At 64.1% G+C, this 17,507-nt stretch carries 13 protein-coding genes; 5 read left to right on the forward strand and 8 right to left on the reverse strand.

Translation table 11 applies throughout. The features are described from left to right. Positions 1-72 precede the first annotated feature (72 nt). Together MESAU_RS03355 and MESAU_RS03360 are read right to left on the reverse strand one after the other, a co-directional pair. Positions 73-1,782 carry a hydantoinase B/oxoprolinase family protein gene (locus MESAU_RS03355; protein WP_015314640.1) on the reverse strand — a complete coding sequence of 570 codons (1,710 nt, stop codon included), beginning with the start codon at positions 1,780-1,782 and terminating at the stop codon, positions 73-75. Between the two features lies 1 nt (position 1,783). After that, positions 1,784-3,868, reverse strand: a complete 2,085-nt coding sequence (locus MESAU_RS03360) for a hydantoinase/oxoprolinase family protein (protein ID WP_015314641.1) — start codon at positions 3,866-3,868, stop codon at positions 1,784-1,786. A gap of 219 nt (positions 3,869-4,087) precedes the next feature. Between MESAU_RS03360 and MESAU_RS03365 the strand changes: the two genes are divergently transcribed. The 5 genes from MESAU_RS03365 (at position 4,088) to MESAU_RS03385 (ending at position 10,644) form a co-directional block, all read left to right on the forward strand. Then, positions 4,088-4,915 carry a ferredoxin--NADP reductase gene (locus MESAU_RS03365; RefSeq protein ID WP_015314642.1) on the forward strand — a complete coding sequence of 276 codons (828 nt, stop codon included), beginning with the start codon at positions 4,088-4,090 and terminating at the stop codon, positions 4,913-4,915. A gap of 211 nt (positions 4,916-5,126) precedes the next feature. Further along, the gene (gene deoC / locus MESAU_RS03370; RefSeq protein ID WP_015314643.1) at positions 5,127-6,173 is read left to right on the forward strand and encodes a deoxyribose-phosphate aldolase; all 1,047 of its coding nucleotides are present in this window, start codon (positions 5,127-5,129) and stop codon (positions 6,171-6,173) included. 68 nt (positions 6,174-6,241) lie between these two features. Then, complete coding sequence (locus tag MESAU_RS03375) at positions 6,242-8,614, forward strand: aldehyde dehydrogenase family protein (RefSeq protein ID WP_015314644.1); 2,373 nt, start codon at positions 6,242-6,244, stop codon at positions 8,612-8,614. A gap of 288 nt (positions 8,615-8,902) precedes the next feature. Continuing rightward, positions 8,903-9,634: an SDR family oxidoreductase gene (locus MESAU_RS03380; RefSeq protein ID WP_015314646.1), complete on the forward strand. Its 732-nt coding sequence runs from the start codon at positions 8,903-8,905 to the stop codon at positions 9,632-9,634. A 164-nt stretch (positions 9,635-9,798) separates the two neighbouring features. Further along, positions 9,799-10,644: a fumarylacetoacetate hydrolase family protein gene (locus MESAU_RS03385; RefSeq protein WP_015314647.1), complete on the forward strand. Its 846-nt coding sequence runs from the start codon at positions 9,799-9,801 to the stop codon at positions 10,642-10,644. Between the two features lie 155 nt (positions 10,645-10,799). On the opposite strand, the gene MESAU_RS03390 is transcribed toward MESAU_RS03385, so the two are convergent. The 6 genes from MESAU_RS03390 to MESAU_RS03415 form a co-directional block, all read right to left on the reverse strand. After that, positions 10,800-11,798 carry an ABC transporter ATP-binding protein gene (locus MESAU_RS03390; protein WP_015314648.1) on the reverse strand — a complete coding sequence of 333 codons (999 nt, stop codon included), beginning with the start codon at positions 11,796-11,798 and terminating at the stop codon, positions 10,800-10,802. A gap of 67 nt (positions 11,799-11,865) precedes the next feature. Continuing rightward, entirely contained in the window at positions 11,866-12,927 is a 1,062-nt protein-coding gene (locus MESAU_RS03395) for a Gfo/Idh/MocA family protein (protein ID WP_015314649.1), read from the reverse strand. Next, the gene (locus MESAU_RS03400) at positions 12,924-13,763 is read right to left on the reverse strand and encodes a carbohydrate ABC transporter permease (RefSeq protein ID WP_015314650.1); all 840 of its coding nucleotides are present in this window, start codon (positions 13,761-13,763) and stop codon (positions 12,924-12,926) included. Before MESAU_RS03400 ends, MESAU_RS03395 begins: the two co-directional genes overlap by 4 nt. 219 nt (positions 13,764-13,982) lie before the next feature. Then, positions 13,983-14,912 carry a carbohydrate ABC transporter permease gene (locus tag MESAU_RS03405; RefSeq protein WP_015314651.1) on the reverse strand — a complete coding sequence of 310 codons (930 nt, stop codon included), beginning with the start codon at positions 14,910-14,912 and terminating at the stop codon, positions 13,983-13,985. A gap of 232 nt (positions 14,913-15,144) precedes the next feature. Further along, on the reverse strand, positions 15,145-16,404 hold the full coding sequence (locus tag MESAU_RS03410; protein ID WP_015314652.1) for an ABC transporter substrate-binding protein: 1,260 nt from the start codon (positions 16,402-16,404) through the stop codon (positions 15,145-15,147). Positions 16,405-16,521: 117 nt separating this feature from the next. Beyond that, positions 16,522-17,472 carry an N-acetylmuramic acid 6-phosphate etherase gene (locus tag MESAU_RS03415; RefSeq protein ID WP_015314653.1) on the reverse strand — a complete coding sequence of 317 codons (951 nt, stop codon included), beginning with the start codon at positions 17,470-17,472 and terminating at the stop codon, positions 16,522-16,524. Between the last annotated feature and the right edge of the window lie 35 nt (positions 17,473-17,507).

The raw sequence follows: 17,507 nt of genomic DNA on the forward strand, positions 1-17,507 counted from the left end.
CATGCTCCCGGCGGAGACGGAAACGACATGTGCCGCGGCGATCACGGCGCGAGGCAGTTGCTTCGCGTCCGGTCAGGTTCCTGGTGCCTCGGCCCCGAACAGATCCCTGGCTTGCTCCATCGTATAGTAACCAAGCTGGACGTCCCGTGTGACCAGTTCCGGATCGCGCTCACGCGGATCGCCATAGCCGCCGCCACCCGGCGTGCCGACGCGCACGCGGTCGCCGGCCTTCAGCGGGATGTCCTGCTCCTTGGAGAGGTGCGGCGGCACATGCTCCTCGCCGTTGCGGAACACGGTCACGCTGTTGGGCTCGCCATCCCGACCGCCAAGGGCGCCCTGCGGACCGAAACGGCCATGGTCCATGACAAAGGAGGCGCGCGCCTCGCCGCGCAGGATCTCGACCTCATAGGCGAGGCCAAAACCACCACGATGCTTGCCGGCGCCGCCCGAGCCTTCGCGCAAGGCATAGTGGCGATAGAGCACCGGAAAGGCCTGCTCCATGATCTCGACCGGGGGCGACTTCGAAATGCCGATGGTCGAGCAGCCATTGGTCAGCCCGTCATGCCCCGAATTGCCGCCATAGCCGCCACCGGATATCTGGTACATGACGTAGTCGCGGCCGCGCGCCGGATCATTGCCGCCGAGCGCGAAATTGCCGCTAGAGCCGGCTGGGGCCGCCGTCACCTTGTCGGGCAGCGCCTGCACCATCGCCGCGAACACCGCCTCGGCGATGCGCTGCGACACTTCCGCCGCACAGCCAGACACGGGGCGCGGATACTTTGCGTCGAGGAACGTGCCCTCTGGCCGCTTGATCTCTAGCGGCTCGAAGGCGCCGGCGCTGATCGGCACGTCCGGAAAGATGTGGCGCATGGCGAGATAGACCGAGGACAGGGTCGTCGCCAGCACGCTGTTCATTGGTCCCGCACAAGGCTTTGACGAACCTGAAAAATCGAACGTCAGCGTGTCGCCCTTCTTGTCGACTGCGAGCGCTATGGTCAGCGGTTCGTTGACCACCCCGTCGGAATCGACAAAAGCCTTGGAGCGGTAGGTGCCATCGGGAATGGCCGCTATATTGGCGCGCATCTGCTCGGCGGCGCGGCGGCGTAGCTCGGCGATCGCCTCGACGACGGTTTCGTCTCCGTAACGATCCAGGATTCCATTGAGCCTGTCCTGGCCGATCAGCAGCGCGGCGGCCTGCGCCCGGATGTCGCCGATGCGCTGGTCGGCGACCCTGATGTTGGAGCAGATGATGGCGTAGATTTCAGGGTCGAGCACGCCCTTCTTGAACAGTTTTACCGGCGGCAGCCGCAGACCCTCCTGCTCGACAGCGGTCGCGGACGCGGAGAAGCCGCCGGGCACGGAGCCGCCGATGTCGGGCCAATGGCCGGTGTTCGACAGCCAGCAGAAGATCTTTCCGCCGCGGTAGACCGGCATGGCGAAGCGCACGTCCATCAGATGCGTGCCGCCGAGATAGGGATCGTTGACGATGTAGATGTCGCCCGGCTCCGGGGCCAGGCAGCGGCCGTCGGCAATCATCTCGATCACCGTCCTGGTCGAATATTGCATGACGCCGACAAACACCGGCAGGCCCTGACTGCCCTGCGCGATCAGCGAACCGTCGATGGCGGAATAGATGCCGTCCGAGCGGTCGTTGGCCTCGGCGATCACGGGCGAGAAGGCGGCGCGGGAAAAGGTCAGGTCCATCTCGTCGCAGACCTGCTGCAAAGCGGCCTGGAGCACCGAAAGCGTGATGGCGTCGAGCTTTGCGTTATCCACTGACATGTCAGGCCTCGCCAATGTCGATGATAATGTTGCCGTCTGCATCCGAGCGCGCGCGGTCGCCGGGTTCGAGCACGGTGGTCGCATCCATCTGTTCGAGGATCGCCGGCCCTTCGATGACTGCATCGAGCGGCAGCTTTTCCCTGCTGTAAACCGGCGTGTCGTGCCAACGCCCGGCGTACCAGACCGGTCGGATCTCGCGCCGCGCCCCGTCGAGCGTCCTTGCCCGCCCGGCCGGGTCGATCAGCCGCGACAGGTCGATCGCCGGTCGCACGCCGGTGACCGAGGTGTTGAGGTTGACGAGGTTGGCGCGGATTTCCGGCAGCTCCACCTTGAAGCGGGCGAAATAGGCTTTCTCGAACAACGCCTGCAATTGGCTCCGGTTCACCGACGCGGACGGAAGCGGCACGTTGATGATGTGGGTCTGGCCGACGAACTGCATGTCGGCGGAGTGGGTGACGCGGATCGTTTCCGGCTTCACCGCTTCCTTGGCGATCAGCTCTTCGCCTTCGTTCCGGTGCCGTTCCAGTACCTGGTGAAGCTGGCTTTCGTCCAGCACGGCCACGGGCTGGTTGATGGTGTTGACGAAGTCATGGCGCAGATCGGCGACGACGCAGCCGAGCGCGTTGGTGATGCCGGGCCGCGCCGGCACCAGCACTTTGGGCAGGCCGAGTTCGCGCGCGAGCGCCGTCGCATGCAGCGGCCCGGCGCCGCCGAAGGCGAACAGCGCGAAATCGCGGGGATCATGGCCGCGCGACACCGACACCATGCGGATGGCGCCGGCCATCTTCATGTTGCCGAGCCTGAGGACAGCGCCCGCCGCCTCGACACCCGACAGGCCGGTTGCCTTGCCGATCCTGTCCTCGAAAATCCTGGTGACGCGCTCCGATGTGACCGGGTTTTCGACGGCGAGCAGCTTCTTCGGCGCCAGCCGGCCGAGCACGAGGTTGGCGTCGGTGATCGTCGGCTCGGTGCCGCCGCGCCCATAGCAGATCGGGCCGGGATTGGCGCCGGCACTTTCCGGGCCGATCTGGATCAGGCCGGCCGCATCGACGCGGGCGATCGAGCCGCCGCCCGCGCCCACCGTGTGCACCGCCACCATCGGCACATGGATGGGCATGGCATATTCGATCTCGATCTCGTTCGAGACCGCCGGTTCGGCGTTGCGGATCAGCGCCACGTCGGTCGAGGTGCCGCCCATGTCGTAGGTGACGAGGTTTTCGAAGCCTGCGCGCTTGCCCGTATAGGCGGCGGCGATGACGCCGGAGGCGGGGCCCGACATGACCGTCTTGGCCGATTCACGTGTGACGAAGCGGGCCGAGATCATGCCGCCATTGCCGTTCATGATCAGGAAGTCGCGGGCATAGCCCTTGTCGGCCAATTCCTTGCGCAGCCGCTCGACATAGCGCTCCAGGATCGGCTGCACCGAGGCGTTGACCGAGGCCGTCACCCCGCGCTCGAATTCGCGCGCCTCCGACAGCAGCGCATGGCCTGACGTGATGTAGCCGTTCGGCCAGGATTCGGCGGCGATCTCGGCCGCGCGCCGCTCATGCGCAGGGTTGGCATAGGAGTGGAGGAAATGGATGACGAGGGATTCGCAGCCGGCCGCGATCAGCGCCTGTACCGCCTCGCGCATCTCGGCTTCATCGAGCGGCGTGCGCACCGCACCCGACGCCTCGACGCGCTCCGACACTTCGAGGCGCAGGTTGCGCGGAATGATGGGGACGAAGGTTCCGGTCATGCCATAGGGTTGCGGCCGCGTCCGCCGGCCGAGTTCGATCACGTCGCGAAAACCGCGCGTGGTGACCATGCCGGTCTTGGCCAGCCGGCGCTCCAGCACCGCATTGGTGGTGGTGGTCGTGCCATGCACGATGAGGTCGATTCCCTCGATCGGAAAGCCGGTGGCGCCAAGCGCCGAAACCACGCCAAAGGCCTGGTTGTCGACAGTGGTCGGGGTCTTGGCCAGATACACCTTGCCACCGTCCTTGCCGTCGATCAGGAGCAGGTCGGTGAAGGTTCCGCCGACATCGATGCCGGCGACGACGCTGCCCAGGGAATCCGGCGGCTGCACCGAAAAATTCTCTTTCATTGTCGAAACCCGAAATGCTGGGACTACGGAAATGCCGCAGTTTGGAAAGGTGTTTTACGGCGGCATCTTGACGCAAATATCGTTTGTATACTAATAAATTCCGGACACAAGAGCTTACCGCTTCGGTAGCGTGCATGGCATGCCGGAACCTGAATGGTTCGGGCGCGTACGGGAAAGTTTGGCGCCCGCGTCTCTCATTGGGCGAGAAGGTTGGAATCGATGAACACCACGCCCGCGTTCAACACCGCTGAAGCCCGTCCGCTGCAGTTTCCGATTCCGGCCAATGTCTATGCCGAGACGGTCGTCTCGGTGAAACACTATACCGACCGGCTGTTCTCGTTCCGCATCACCCGGCCGCAGTCGCTGCGCTTCCGCTCGGGCGAATTCGTCATGATCGGCCTGCCCAATGCCGAGAAGCCGGTGTATCGCGCCTACTCCGTTGCCAGCCCGGCCTGGGACGAAGAGCTGGAATTCTTCTCGATCAAGGTGCCGGATGGCCCGCTGACCTCCGAATTGCAGAAGATCCAGGTCGGCGACACCGTCATCATGCGCCAGAAATCGACCGGCACGCTGGTCGTCGACGCGCTGACCCCCGCCAAGCGCCTGTTCATGATCTCGACCGGGACCGGCATCGCGCCCTTTGCCAGCCTGCTGCGCGATCCCGACACTTACGAGAAGTTCGACCAGCTGATTCTGACCCACACCTGCCGCGACAATGCCGAGCTGATCTACGGCCAGGAACTGGTGGCGGCGCTCGAAAGCGACCCGCTGATCGGCGAGCTGACCACTGGGCGCGTGACGCTGTACAATTCGACGACCCGCGAAGAGTCGGCGCGCATGGGCCGCATCACCGCGCTGATCGGCTCCGGCAAGTTCTACGGCGACCTCGGCATCGAAAAGCTCAACCCCGAAACCGACCGCATCATGATCTGCGGCTCGATGCACATGCTGAAGGACGTCAAGGAGCTGGCCGAAAGCCTCGGCTTCCAGGAAGGTTCGCTCAACCATCCCTCGAGCTTCGTCGTCGAACGCGCCTTCGTCGGCTGAGGCCAGCGCGTCTCCCAGAAAGCTGGTTTTGACCTTCCGGTCAAAGACCAGCTGCTTTCGCGGCCTTTTTCAGCTATCCCTCGCTTGAGGACTCGTGAAGCGCGACTTCGCGGGCTATCTTCGTGCGTGTCGCCCAAAACTGTCGACGGCTTTGGGAGAAGGATGCGCGCGTGAGATATCAAGCGCACGCCGCTGAAGGAAAGGGCAGGAGATGAGCAGCACAATCCGCGAAGCCGATCTTGGCCCCAAGGTGAAGCCGCTGCCGGCGCGCACCGCCGCCAACACGCCGGTGCCGCTGGACCATCATTTCGCGCGCAATCCCGGCCTGAAACTCGACCTCGGTTTTCTCGAATCGGTACGCAGCGTCAACCGCTCCGCGCTGGAACGCCGCGTCGCCAGCCTGACCAAGCGGCGCTCGATCAAGGCCGACAACCAGGCAGCCTGGCTGCTGCGGGCGATCGCCTGCATGGACCTGACGACGCTCAACTCCAACGACACCGAGGAGCGCGTGCGCCGGCTCTGCGCCAAGGCGATCAACCCGCTGCGCCGCGACATCATGGAAGGCCTCGGCATTGCGGGCGAGACCATCCGGCCCGCCGCCGTCTGCGTCTACCATCCCTTCGTCGCCACGGCCGTGGACGCGGTGCGCGGCACCGGCATCCATGTCGCCGCGGTCTCCACCGCCTTTCCGCATGGGCTGGCGCCGCTGTCGACCCGGTTGCAGGAGATCGAGGCCTCGGTGAAGGACGGCGCCGACGAGATCGATGTCGTCATCCCGCGCGGCCTGGTGTTCGGCGCCAAGTGGCGCGAGCTTTATAATGAAATCGTCTCGATGCGGGCCGCCTGCGGCGACGCGCATCTCAAGGTCATCTTGGGCACCGGCGACCTCGCCACGCTGCGCAACGTCATGCTGGCCTCGATGGTGGCGATGATGGCTGGCGCCGATTTCATCAAGACGTCGACCGGCAAGGAAAGCGTCAATGCCACACTGCCTGTCGGCCTCGCCATGGTGCGCGCCATCAGGGCCTATTTCGAGGAGACAGGCTATCTCATCGGCTTCAAGCCGGCCGGCGGCATTTCGACCGCGAAAGTCTCGCTCGACTGGCTGGTGCTGATGAAGGAAGAGCTCGGCCGTCCATGGCTGGAGCCGGAGCTGTTCCGCTTTGGCGCATCGAGCCTGCTGACCGATATCGAACGTCAGCTCGAGCATCATCTGACCGGGCATTATTCGGCCAATCACCGCCACGCGATGGCTTGAGCACCCCCACCCCGATCGGCTTTGCCGATCGACCCTCCCCACAAGGGGGAGGGTGAAGGAGGAACCTGATGAACGTCCTTGAACGCTATCACGCCATGGAATACGGCCCGGCGCCGGAGGCTCGCAACGAGGCCGATGCCTGGCTGGCCGGGCGCGATTTCTCCAAAGCGCTGTTCATCGGTGGCGACTGGAAAGCGGCCGGCGGCGGCAAGACCTTCGACACCAGCGAGCCGTCTTCCGGCAAGCTGTTGGCCAAGGTGTCCGATGCCAATGCCGCCGACATCGACGCGGCGGTTGCGGCAGCCGCAAAGGCGCTGCCGAAATGGAGCGCCAGTTCCGGATACCAGCGCGCGAAAGTGCTCTACGCCATCGGCCGCGCCATGCAGCGCCACCAGCGGCTGTTCGCGGTGCTTGAGACGATCGACAACGGCAAGCCGATCCGCGAAAGCCGCGACATCGACGTGCCGCTGGCGATCCGCCATTTCATTCACCATGCCGGCTGGGCGCAGGCGCTGGAGAGGGATTTTCCCGGCCAAAAGGGGGTCGGCGTCGTCGGCCAGATCATCCCATGGAATTTTCCCCTGCTGATGCTGGCCTGGAAGATCGCGCCGGCGCTCGCGGCGGGCTGTACCGTGGTGCTGAAGCCGGCCGAGTTCACGCCGCTCACCGCCATTCTGTTCGCCGAGATCTGCGAGCGCGCCGGCGTGCCGAAAGGCGTCGTCAACATCGTGCAGGGCGGTCCGGAAGCGGGCGCGGCGATCGTCAACCACCCCGGCATCCAGAAAATCGCCTTCACCGGCTCCTCGGAAGTCGGCAAGATCATCCGCAAGGCCACGGCGGGCTCAGGGAAAAAGCTGTCGCTGGAACTTGGCGGCAAGTCGGCCTTCATCGTCTTCGAGGACGCCGATCTCGACAGCGCTGTCGAGGGCCTGGTCGACGGCATCTGGTTCAACCAGGGCCAGGTCTGCTGCGCCGGTTCGCGCCTGCTGGTGCAGGAAGGCATCGCCGATGCCTTGATCGCCAAGGTCAAGACACGGATGAGCCGGCTGCGTGTCGGCAGCCCGCTCGACAAGAACACCGATATCGGCCCGCTGGTCGACCTGACCCAGCTCGACCGGGTCAAGGGACTGATCGCCGAAGGTGCCCGGCAGGGCGCCGTCTGCTGGCAGCCGGATGCAACGCTGCCGTCTTCCGGCTACTATCACCTGCCGACGCTCGCCACCGGTGTTTCGCCGGCTAATATTCTGGCGCAGGAAGAGGTGTTCGGGCCAGTGCTCGCCACCATGACCTTCCGCAACACCGAGGAAGCGATCGAACTCGCCAACAACACGCGCTATGGCCTCGCAGCCTCGGTGTGGAGCGAGAACGTCAACCTGGCGCTCCATGTCGCGCCGCAATTGAAGGCTGGCGTGGTCTGGGTCAACGGCACCAACATGTTCGACGCCGCCTGCGGCTTCGGCGGCTATCGCGAGAGCGGTTTCGGCCGCGAGGGCGGGCGCGAGGGCATGTTCGAATATCTGGCGGCGAAACTGCCGCTCGGCCCGGTCATCAAGCAGGCGACATCGTCGGTGCAGCCCGTGGAACAGGCGGACGGCGTCGCTATCGACCGCACCGCGAAGCTGTTCATCGGCGGCAAGCAGGTGCGGCCGGACGGCAATTACTCGCTTGCCGTCGCCACCGCCAAGGGCAAGCTCGCCGGCGAAGTCGGGCTCGGCAGCCGCAAGGATATCCGCGATGCGGTTTCGGCTGCCCGCGCCTGCAAAAGCTGGCCGGAGGCGACCGCCTATAACAGGTCGCAGGTGCTTTATTACCTGGCCGAGAACCTTTCCGGCCGCTCGGAAGAATTTGCCGCCCGGCTCACCGAACTGACCGGAGCCAACACCAAGGCCGCGCGGGACGAGGTGGAGCTCTCGGTCGAACGGCTGTTCCTCTATGCCGGCCTCGCCGACAAGTTCGAGGGACGCGTGCACCAGCCGCCGGCGCGTGCCGTGACGCTGGCGCTGCATGAGCCGGTCGGCGTCGTCGGCATCGTCGCGCCGGACAATCAGCCCCTGCTCGGCTTCATCTCGCTGGTCGCGCCGGCACTGGCCATGGGCAACACGGTGGTCGCCGTGCCTTCGGAACGGTATCCGTTGCTGGCCACCGATCTCTATCAGGTCATCGAATATTCCGATGTGCCGGCCGGCGCCATCAACATCGTCACCGGACGCACCGCGGAGCTTGCCGGCGTGCTGGCCAAGCACGACGACGTCGACGGACTGTGGCTGGTCGCCGACGCGGATACCTGCGCCAAGGCGGAAGCCGAGTCCATCGGCAACCTCAAACGCGTCTGGAGCGGCAACGGCCGCAGCCTCGACTGGGCCTCGGAAGAAGCCGCCGGCGACGTTTTTCTGCGCCGTGCCATCGAGGTGAAGAATGTCTGGGTGCCTTACGGCGACTAGAGCATGATGCCGGAAAGTGTGAAGCGGTTTTCGGACGACATCATGCTCTATCCCTTTGATTTGGAGACGGATTCAGCTTTCAGGTCGACTCGACCTGAAATCATCCGGCTCTAGGGCATGTCACACAGGGATCGCGATCGGGCTTGACGCCTGGCCATATGTTCTTTAACGAGAAAAAACATCTTTATCAGTGAACTGGCACAGGCCGCACAATCGCGCCTGACTGGCACATGACGCTTTCGCCGGCCGCCGATAAAGGCAATTGACCCAAGCAGGCGAGGAAAAAGCATGGCGGATCTGACAGGCAAGGTCGTTGTCATCACGGCAGCGGCGCAAGGCATCGGCAAGGCGAGCGCGCTGGCCTTCGCCAAGGCTGGGGCCACCGTCCATGCCACCGACATCAACGAGACGCTGCTGGCGGAACTCGCCAAGACATCAGGGATCAAGACCCGCAAGGTCGACGTGCTCAACGACGAGGCGGTCAATGCCGCCTTTGCAGAGATCGGCGCCGTCGACGTGCTGTTCAATTGCGCCGGTTTCGTCCATTCGGGCTCGATCCTGGAGATGAAGGACGCCGATCTCGATTTCGCTTTCAATCTCAACGTGCGCGCCATGATCCGAACCATCCGGGCGGTGCTGCCCGGCATGCTGGAGCGTGGCGACGGGTCGATCATCAACATGGCTTCGCTGGCCAGTTCGACCAAGGGCGTGCCGAACCGCTTCGCCTATGGCGTCACCAAGGCCGCCGTCATCGGGCTGACCAAGGCGGTCGCGGCCGACTATGTCGGCAAGGGCATACGCTGCAACGCCATCTGCCCCGGCACGGTCGAGAGCCCGTCGCTGCAGGACCGCATGCACGCCCAGGGCGATTATGACGCCGCCCGCGCCGCCTTCATCGCCCGCCAGCCGATGGGCCGGCTCGGCACGCCGGAGGAGATCGCCGATCTCGCCGTCTACCTGGCCGGCGCCACCTACACGTCCGGGCAGGCCTATAATATCGACGGCGGCTGGTCGATCTGAGCGCTGCCTTGAGACAACCGGACATCGGATCGCCGGCCGCCAATACAGGCTGTTCGCGCTTGTCGTGAAGCAGGCCGATGGCTAGGGTCCGCCCGGTTCCAGAGACGGCCGCCCCGGCGGAGAGTTTGTAGAACGGCCACGAGGCCGCAATCAGGAGAAGATGCATGAAACTGCTGCGCTATGGCGAGGTGGGAAGCGAACGGCCCGGCCTGCTCGATGCGGATGGAACGATCCGCGATCTCTCCGCCCATGTTGCCGATATTGCCGGCACGACACTTCATCCGGCCTCGCTGGACATGCTTTCGAAGCTCGATGCGAAGTCGCTGCCGGCGGTTTCCGGCAAGCCGCGCCTCGGCGCCTGCGTCGCCGGCACCGGCAAGTTCATTTGCATCGGCCTCAACTATTCCGACCATGCCGCCGAGACCGGGGCCACCGTGCCGCCGGAGCCGATCATCTTCATGAAGGCAAGCTCGGCCATCGTCGGCCCGGACGACGACGTGCTGATCCCGCGCGGCTCCGAGAAGACCGACTGGGAAGTCGAGCTCGGCGTGGTTATCGGCAAAACCGCGAAATATGTCAGCGAAGCCGACGCGCTCGACCATGTCGCCGGCTATTGCGTCTCCCATGACGTGTCCGAGCGCGCCTTCCAGGCCGAGCGCCAGGGCCAGTGGACCAAGGGCAAGAGCTGCGACACGTTCGGCCCGACCGGACCGTGGCTGGTGACCAAGGACGAAGTTTCAGACCCGCAGAACCTGAAGATGTGGCTGACGGTCAACGGCAAGACGATGCAGAACGGCTCGACCAAGACCATGGTCTATGGCGTTGCCTATCTCGTTTCCTACCTCAGCCAGTTCATGTCGCTGCACCCCGGCGACATTATTTCGACCGGCACCCCGCCCGGCGTCGGCCTCGGCATGAAGCCGCCGGTGTTCTTGAAGGCCGGCGATGTCGTGGAGCTGGGGATCGAAGGGCTCGGCCAGCAGAAGCAGACGTTCAGGGCGGACGTGTAGATCGATAGGTTAGCGCCGCCCCTCACCCCTACCCTCTCCCCGTGCAGAACGGGGAGAGGGAGCGCCAGCGTTGCGGCCATTCCTTCTCCCCGTCACCATACGGGGAGAAGGTGCCGGCAGGCGAATGAGGGGCAGCGCCGGCCCCTCTTCAGCTATTACTTTATCGTCTTCCCATCAGCGCCAAACCTATAGGTCTTCGCCGCATCGGGCGTCGCATAGAGCGTGGCGCCCGGCTCCGCGTCGTAAACCCCGAAAATCCGCACGGTGATCAGGCCGGCCTTCTCGCAATCCAGATAGAGATTGGTGTCGGCGCCGAGATGTTCGGCATGCACGACCGTGCCCTTCCAGGCGCCGGATTTCGGATCGACCGTCAGGTGCTCCGGCCGCACGCCGATGGTCCTGGCTGTCTCGCCGAGCCGGGCGCCGTCGACGAAATTCATCTTCGGCGAGCCGATGAAGCCGGCGACGAACTCGTTTGCCGGCGAATTATAGAGTTCCATCGGGCCGCCGATCTGCTCGATTTTTCCGGCATTGAGCACCACGATCTTGTCGGCCAGCGTCATCGCCTCGACCTGGTCGTGGGTGACGTAGATCATCGTCGCCTTCAGCCGGCGATGCAGCTGCGCGATCTCCAGCCGCGTGTTGACGCGCAGCGCCGCGTCGAGGTTCGACAGCGGCTCGTCGAACAGGAACAGTTTCGGCTCGCGCACCACGGCGCGGCCGATGGCGACGCGCTGGCGCTGGCCACCGGAAAGTTCCGCAGGTCGTCTTTCGAGATAGGGCTCCAGCGACAGCATGGACGAGGCGATGCCGATGCGGCGGTCGATTTCCGCCGCCGGCGTGTTCGCCTGCTTGAGGCCGAGGCCCATATTGTTCTTCACCGTCAGATGCGGATAGAGCGCATAGGTCTGGAACACCATGGCAATGCCGCGTTTCGCCGGCGGGGTGACCGAGACATCCTCGCCATCGATCAGCACCCGGCCCGAGGTCGAATCCTCCAGACCGGCGATGACCCGGAGCAATGTCGACTTGCCGCAACCCGAAGGGCCGACAAAGACGACGAACTCGCCATCCGTCACTTCGAGGTCGATGCCCTTCAGCACCTCGACCGGCCCAAAGGCCTTTTTCACGTTCTCGATTTTCAGCGAGCCCACGGCAGTCCTCCAAATTGATGAGTGGGCGCCAAGCGGGCGCCGTAGGGCGCGGACGACGACAGCCTGATCACAGTCGCACCGCCTTCCCGCCGCGCACGCTCTCGTCGGCGGCAAGGCAGACGGCAAGCGACCGCACCGCGTCGTCCATATGTCTGGTGAGATCGATATCCTCGCGGATCGCCTTGAGGACAAAAGCCTGTTCGAGATCGCAGAGATCCTGATGGCCGGGTTCGCCTTCCATCGACAGCATCTCGTCCGCCTTTAGGAACTTGCCGTCCGTGCCGGTCGCGGCGCTGTGCAGGCGGATGGTCGAGGTCTTGGTGTGGGTGTCGATGTCGTCGGACTTAACGCCCTCCTTCATAACGATCGACACACAGCCCTTGGGCGAAATCACGTCCTTCACGAAGAAGGCGGTCTCCGAAATCATCGGACCCCAGCCGGCCTCGTACCAGCCGACCGAACCGTCATCGAACAGCACCTGCAGATGGCCGTAATTGTACATGGACGGTGCGACCTCCTCGGTCAGTCGCACGCCCATCCCGCGCACCTCGACCGGCCTGGCATCGGTGATCTGCAGCATGACGTCGAGATAATGCACGCCGCAATCGACGATCGGCGATGTCGTCTGCATCAGCTGCTTGTGCGTCTCCCAGGTATGGCCCGAGGATTGCTGGTTGAGGTTCATGCGGAACACGTAGGGACCGCCGAGCTTGCGCGCTTCGGCGATCAACCGGATCCAGGACGGGTGGTGGCGCAGGATATAGCCGATCACCAGCTTTCGGCCGTTGGCCTTGGCTGCCGCGACGACGCGCCTGGCATCGGCCACCGTCGTTGCCAGCGGCTTTTCGACGAAGACATGGCAGCCGGCCTCGAACGCTTTCACCGCATAGTCGGCATGGCTGTCGGAATAGGTGGCGACGCAGGCGACGTCGGGCTTTTCGTCGCGCAGGGCGTCATCGAACGAACGCCTGATGCCATAGCCGGACAGCCCCCCAGGCAAAGGCACGTCGGAGCGGTTGACCAGCGCGGCGATCTGAAAACCTGGATTGGTGTGATAGGCCAGCGCATGGCTGCGGCCCATATTGCCTAGGCCGGCGACGACGACGCGAAGGGGTTTTTGCGAACTCACTTGACGGCTCCCGACGTGATGCCGCGGATCAGCTGCCGCGAGAAGATGACATAGAGGACCAGCACCGGCAGGATCGCCAGCGACAGTGCCGCCAGGATGGCGTTCCAGTTGGTGACGAACTGGCCGAGGAAAAGCTGGGCGCCGAGCGTCACCGTCTTGGTCTCTTCCGACGGCGCCAGGATCAGCGGGAACCACAGATCGTTCCAGATCGGGATCATGGTGAAGACGGCGACGGTTGCCATCGACGGCCGCACCAGCGGCACGACCAGACGGAAGAAGATGGTGTATTCCGACAGCCCATCGATGCGGCCGGCATTCTTCAAATCGTCGGACACCTGCTTCATGAATTCGGACAGGATGAAGACCGCCAGCGGCAGGCCTTGCGCGGTGTAGACCAGGATCAGCGCCGTCAGCGTGTTGACCAGCCCGCTCGCCACCATCAATTGCAGGATGGCGACGGTGGCGAGGCGGATCGGGATCATGATCCCGAGCGCCAAATAAAGCCCCATCATCGTGTTGCCGCGAAAGCGATATTCCGACAGCGCGAACGCAGCCATGGCGCCGAACAGAAGCACGAAGAACAGCGAGCCGACGGTGACGACGAGACTGTTCTGGAAATAGTGGATGAAGTCGCCCTGGCCGATCACCGTGGTGTAGCCGATCAGGTCGAAAGTCTTTGGCGTCGGCGGCGTCAGCGGCGCGCCGAAGATACCAGCGCGGGACTTGAACGAATTCATGATGACCAGGATCACCGGAAACAGCGCGATCGCCGTGTAGGTCAGCAGGATCGCGTGGGCGCCGATGGTGCGGGGCATTGAACGGGTGGCGATGCTCATTGGAAACCCTTCCTGCGCAGAGAGGTTGGCGCCAAGACACCCCCCTCTGTCCTGCCGGACATCTCCCCCGCAAGGGGGGAAATTGGCAGCGTCGGCCTTGCCGTCCACCTTGCAACGATGGCGACTGGCGAAAGCAGTAGCGACATCTGATCTCCCCCCTTGCGGGGGAGATGGCCGGCAGGCCAGAGGGGGGTGCTCAAGCTCGACATCTCTCGCCCCTCAGAACTGGTAGCGACGCAGGCGCGTCTGGATGAGGAAGAGGTAGACGCAGACACCGCCCAGAATGATCAGGAACATGATCGTGGCGATGGTCGCGCCCATGTTGGGGTCGCCGACCTGCAGCTGGAAGCCGAAGAAGGCGCGGTAGAGGAAGGTGCCGAGAATATCGGTCGAATAGTTCGGCCCGGCGAGCGCGCCTTGCGCGGTGTAGATCAGGTCGAAGGCGTTGAAATTGCCGACGAAGGTGAGGATCGAGATGATGCCGATCGACGGCAGGATCAGCGGCAGCTTGATCTTCCAGAACTGCGACAGGCCGGTGATGCCATCGCATTCGGCCGCCTCGATCACCTCTTCGGGGATCGACAGCAGCGCGGCATAGATCAGCATCATCGGAATGCCGATGAATTGCCACACCGAGATCAGGCTGAGCGCGGTCAGCGCGTACTGCTCCTTGCCGAGCCAGGGCGTGAACAGGCTTTTCAGGCCGACGAAGTCGAGCAGATGCGGCGCCACGCCCCATAGCGGCGACAGGATCAGCTTCCAGGCAAAGCCGACGATGACGAAGGACAGGATGGTCGGCACGAAGATCGCGGTGCGGTAGAAGGCGGCGAACCGCAGCCTGGGGCTGGAGAGAATTGCCGCCAACAGCACGCCGACCGGGTTCTGCACCAGCATGTGGATGATGAAGAACCAGACATTGTTGCGCAACGCATTCCAGAAATTGACCGACCAGTTGGGATCGCCGAACAGGGTGCGGAAATTGTCCAGGCCGACGAAGATCTGGGACTGGTCGACATTGCGGAACAGCGAGAGCTGCAGCGTGCCGGCGAGCGGCAGGATCATGATCGCCGTGTAGACGAGCACCGCCGGCGCCAGGAAGACGGCGATATGCCAGCGGAATGGTCTTTTGGGTCGTGTTTGTGCGGCCATGAGTTCGGTCCCCGCCGTCTCTCGGTTCCAGACGATGTGATGCTAGATGATGCCTCGATGCATGCCCCAACCTTGCCCGGTGCGGCAAGACAAAGGCCTGCGACTGATCAGCCAGCCTTCCCCAACAACAGCAAGGGTAAGGCCGTGAGGCAGAGCCGACAATCGCAATATGAAGACAGGATAATCCGGAACCGGCCGGGCATGCGCCCAGCCGGCTCCGCTGCCTGAGCTCTTACTTGGCCGGCTTATACCAGCTGTCGAGACCGGTCTGCAGCTTCTTGGCCGCGGCTTCGGGCGTATCGGTGCCGTTGATGACGTTGGCCGATTCAACCCAGGTCTCGTTTTCGAGGTTCGGCGTGCCGCGCGACAGGATCTGATAGGTCGAGCGGATCGTCGACTTGCACTTGCCGCGCCAGGAGACGAATTCCTGCGCCAGCGGGTCTTCCATCTTCACCGGCGAGGAGTTCAGGCTGAAGAAGCCCGGCAGCGCGTTGGCGTAGATGGTGGCGAAATCAGGCGAGGCCACCCAGGACAGGAAGGTCTTGGCCGCGTCAGCGTGCTTGGAGGCTGCGTTCAGGCCCATGCCGATATCGGTATGGTCGGAGATGTAGCAGGTGTCGCCGGCCTTTTCGACCGGCGGCGGGAAGGCGCCCATCTTGAACTGGGCCTGGGTGTTGAACAGGCCGATTTCCCACGAGCCGGCCGGGTAGATGGCGGCGCGGCCGAGCGTGAACAGGTTCTGGCTGTCCGGATACGTCTGGGCCTCGAAGCCGTCGCCCAGGTAAGGCTTCCACTTGGCCAGTTCCTCATATGGCGCGACCCAGTCCTTGTCGGTCAGCTTCTGATCGCCCTTGATCAGCGCCTTGCGGCCGTCCTCGCCCTTCCAGTAGTTGGGGCCGATGTTCTGGTAGCCCATGGTCGCGGCTTCCCAGAGGTCCTTGGTGCCCATCGCCATCGGGATATAGGTGCCGTCGGCCTTGATCTTGTCGAGCGCGGCGAAGAACTCGTCACGGGTCTGAGGCACCTTGATGCCGAGCTTGTCGAAGGCGTCCTTGTTGTAGATGAAGCCGTGGATGACGGATGCCATCGGCACGCAGAAGCTCGCCTTGCCGTCATCGGTCTGCCAGGCGGACTTGGCGACCGGCGAGAAGTTTTCCATGCCGGGCAGCGCCGAGAGGTCGGCAAGGTTGCCCTTCTTGAACAGTTCGAGCGACTTGTCGAACGGGCGGCAGGTGATCAGGTCGCCCGCCGAACCGGCGGCGAGCTTGGCGCCGAGGGCGGCGTCATATTCGGTCGGGGCCGATGGGGCGAACACCACCTTGATGCCGGGGTTCTTGGCTTCGAAGGCCGGGATCAGCTTATCCTTCCAGATGGCAAGGTCGTCGCCGCGCCAGCTTTCGATGTTGAGCGTTACGTCCTCGGCGTGAGCCAATCCGGCCGAGCCGAGAATGCTGGTGCCCAGAAGCAGTGCCGTCAGTAGTTTCGTTGTCATGCTCAGTCTCCCTGTTGACCTTTTTCAGGTTCGGTTTTGATGAGAACCTGGGCTTTGGAGCCCTTGTTCCCCTCGCAAGCCCGTTTCACTCCGATGGGAATCGGGAATGAAACTGGCCTATTTCTTTGTTCGAGCATGATCTTTTCCGAAAAGCGGTTTCCACTTTTCGGGATCATGCCCCAGCGCGGAAAGGGCTGGCCGCAGCTTCTGGCCTGTCCGTTCCAGTATCTTGCGCGCCGCATCGGCGCTGTCGGCGCCGGCAGCGAGCAGAATGGCGGTCTTGACCGCGCCGCCGCTCTTTTCGAGCAGGCTGGCGGCCTCTTCCTGGCCGCGGCCGCTGACGGCGGCGACGATGCGCGCCGCCCGGTCGCGCAGCTTCATATTGTCGGCCATGAGGTTGACCATGTAACCGTCATGGACATGGCCAAGATGAACGGCGGTCAGCGTCGACAGCATGTTGAGCGCGATCTTCTGCGCCGTTCCGGCGCCCATGCGGGTCGAGCCGGCGATGACTTCCGGCGGTGTCTCGAGCAGGATGGCGGTGTCGGCCTGCTGGAGCAGAGCCGAACCCCTGTTGTTGGCGATGCCGATGGTGGCGGCACCCCGGCGCCGCGCCTCCTCGACGGCGCCCACCGCATAGGGCGTCGTGCCGCTGGCGGAAAGGGCGATCAGGCAATCGCCCACGCCGACACCCGCATTCGCAACCGCCGTCGTGGCCTCCTCGGCGTCGTCCTCGGGCCCGCCGGCCAGTGTCCTCAAGGCGTCGTCGCCGCCGGCGATCAGGATGGCGATGCGGTCGCGCTGGATGCCGAACGTGCCCGGCAATTCCAGCGCATCGGCCAGCGCCATCAGGCCGGAGCTGCCGGCCGCGGCATAGGCAAGCTTGCCGCCGCCGCTCAGGCGGCCGGCAATGATCTCGGCTGCCCTGGCGATGGAGGGAATGGCGTTGCGGACCGCTTTGGCGGCCTCGACCTGCGCATCGGCCAGCGAAGCAAGGATGACTTCGGGAGCCTGGATATCCAGCCCCTCGGCATTCCCATGCAGCGCTTCGGTGCGCGTTTCGGCCATCCCAGTTCCTCCGATCCACAAAACAATACCAAAAA

The organism is Mesorhizobium australicum WSM2073, from assembly GCF_000230995.2.
GTDB classification, from domain to species: Bacteria; Pseudomonadota; Alphaproteobacteria; order Rhizobiales; family Rhizobiaceae; genus Mesorhizobium; species Mesorhizobium australicum.

What these genes read in the sequence shown, in the direction of transcription:
- MESAU_RS03355 (WP_015314640.1), bottom strand. Translation starts at nt 1,782, where the DNA reads ATGTCAGTGGATAACGCAAAGCTCGACGCCATCACGCTTTCGGTGCTC.
- MESAU_RS03360 (WP_015314641.1), bottom strand. Translation starts at nt 3,868, where the DNA reads ATGAAAGAGAATTTTTCGGTGCAGCCGCCGGATTCCCTGGGCAGCGTC.
- MESAU_RS03365 (WP_015314642.1), top strand. Translation starts at nt 4,088, where the DNA reads ATGAACACCACGCCCGCGTTCAACACCGCTGAAGCCCGTCCGCTGCAG.
- deoC (WP_015314643.1), top strand. Translation starts at nt 5,127, where the DNA reads ATGAGCAGCACAATCCGCGAAGCCGATCTTGGCCCCAAGGTGAAGCCG.
- MESAU_RS03375 (WP_015314644.1), top strand. Translation starts at nt 6,242, where the DNA reads ATGAACGTCCTTGAACGCTATCACGCCATGGAATACGGCCCGGCGCCG.
- MESAU_RS03380 (WP_015314646.1), top strand. Translation starts at nt 8,903, where the DNA reads ATGGCGGATCTGACAGGCAAGGTCGTTGTCATCACGGCAGCGGCGCAA.
- MESAU_RS03385 (WP_015314647.1), top strand. Translation starts at nt 9,799, where the DNA reads ATGAAACTGCTGCGCTATGGCGAGGTGGGAAGCGAACGGCCCGGCCTG.
- MESAU_RS03400 (WP_015314650.1), bottom strand. Translation starts at nt 13,763, where the DNA reads ATGAGCATCGCCACCCGTTCAATGCCCCGCACCATCGGCGCCCACGCG.
- MESAU_RS03405 (WP_015314651.1), bottom strand. Translation starts at nt 14,912, where the DNA reads ATGGCCGCACAAACACGACCCAAAAGACCATTCCGCTGGCATATCGCC.
- MESAU_RS03410 (WP_015314652.1), bottom strand. Translation starts at nt 16,404, where the DNA reads ATGACAACGAAACTACTGACGGCACTGCTTCTGGGCACCAGCATTCTC.
- MESAU_RS03415 (WP_015314653.1), bottom strand. Translation starts at nt 17,472, where the DNA reads ATGGCCGAAACGCGCACCGAAGCGCTGCATGGGAATGCCGAGGGGCTG.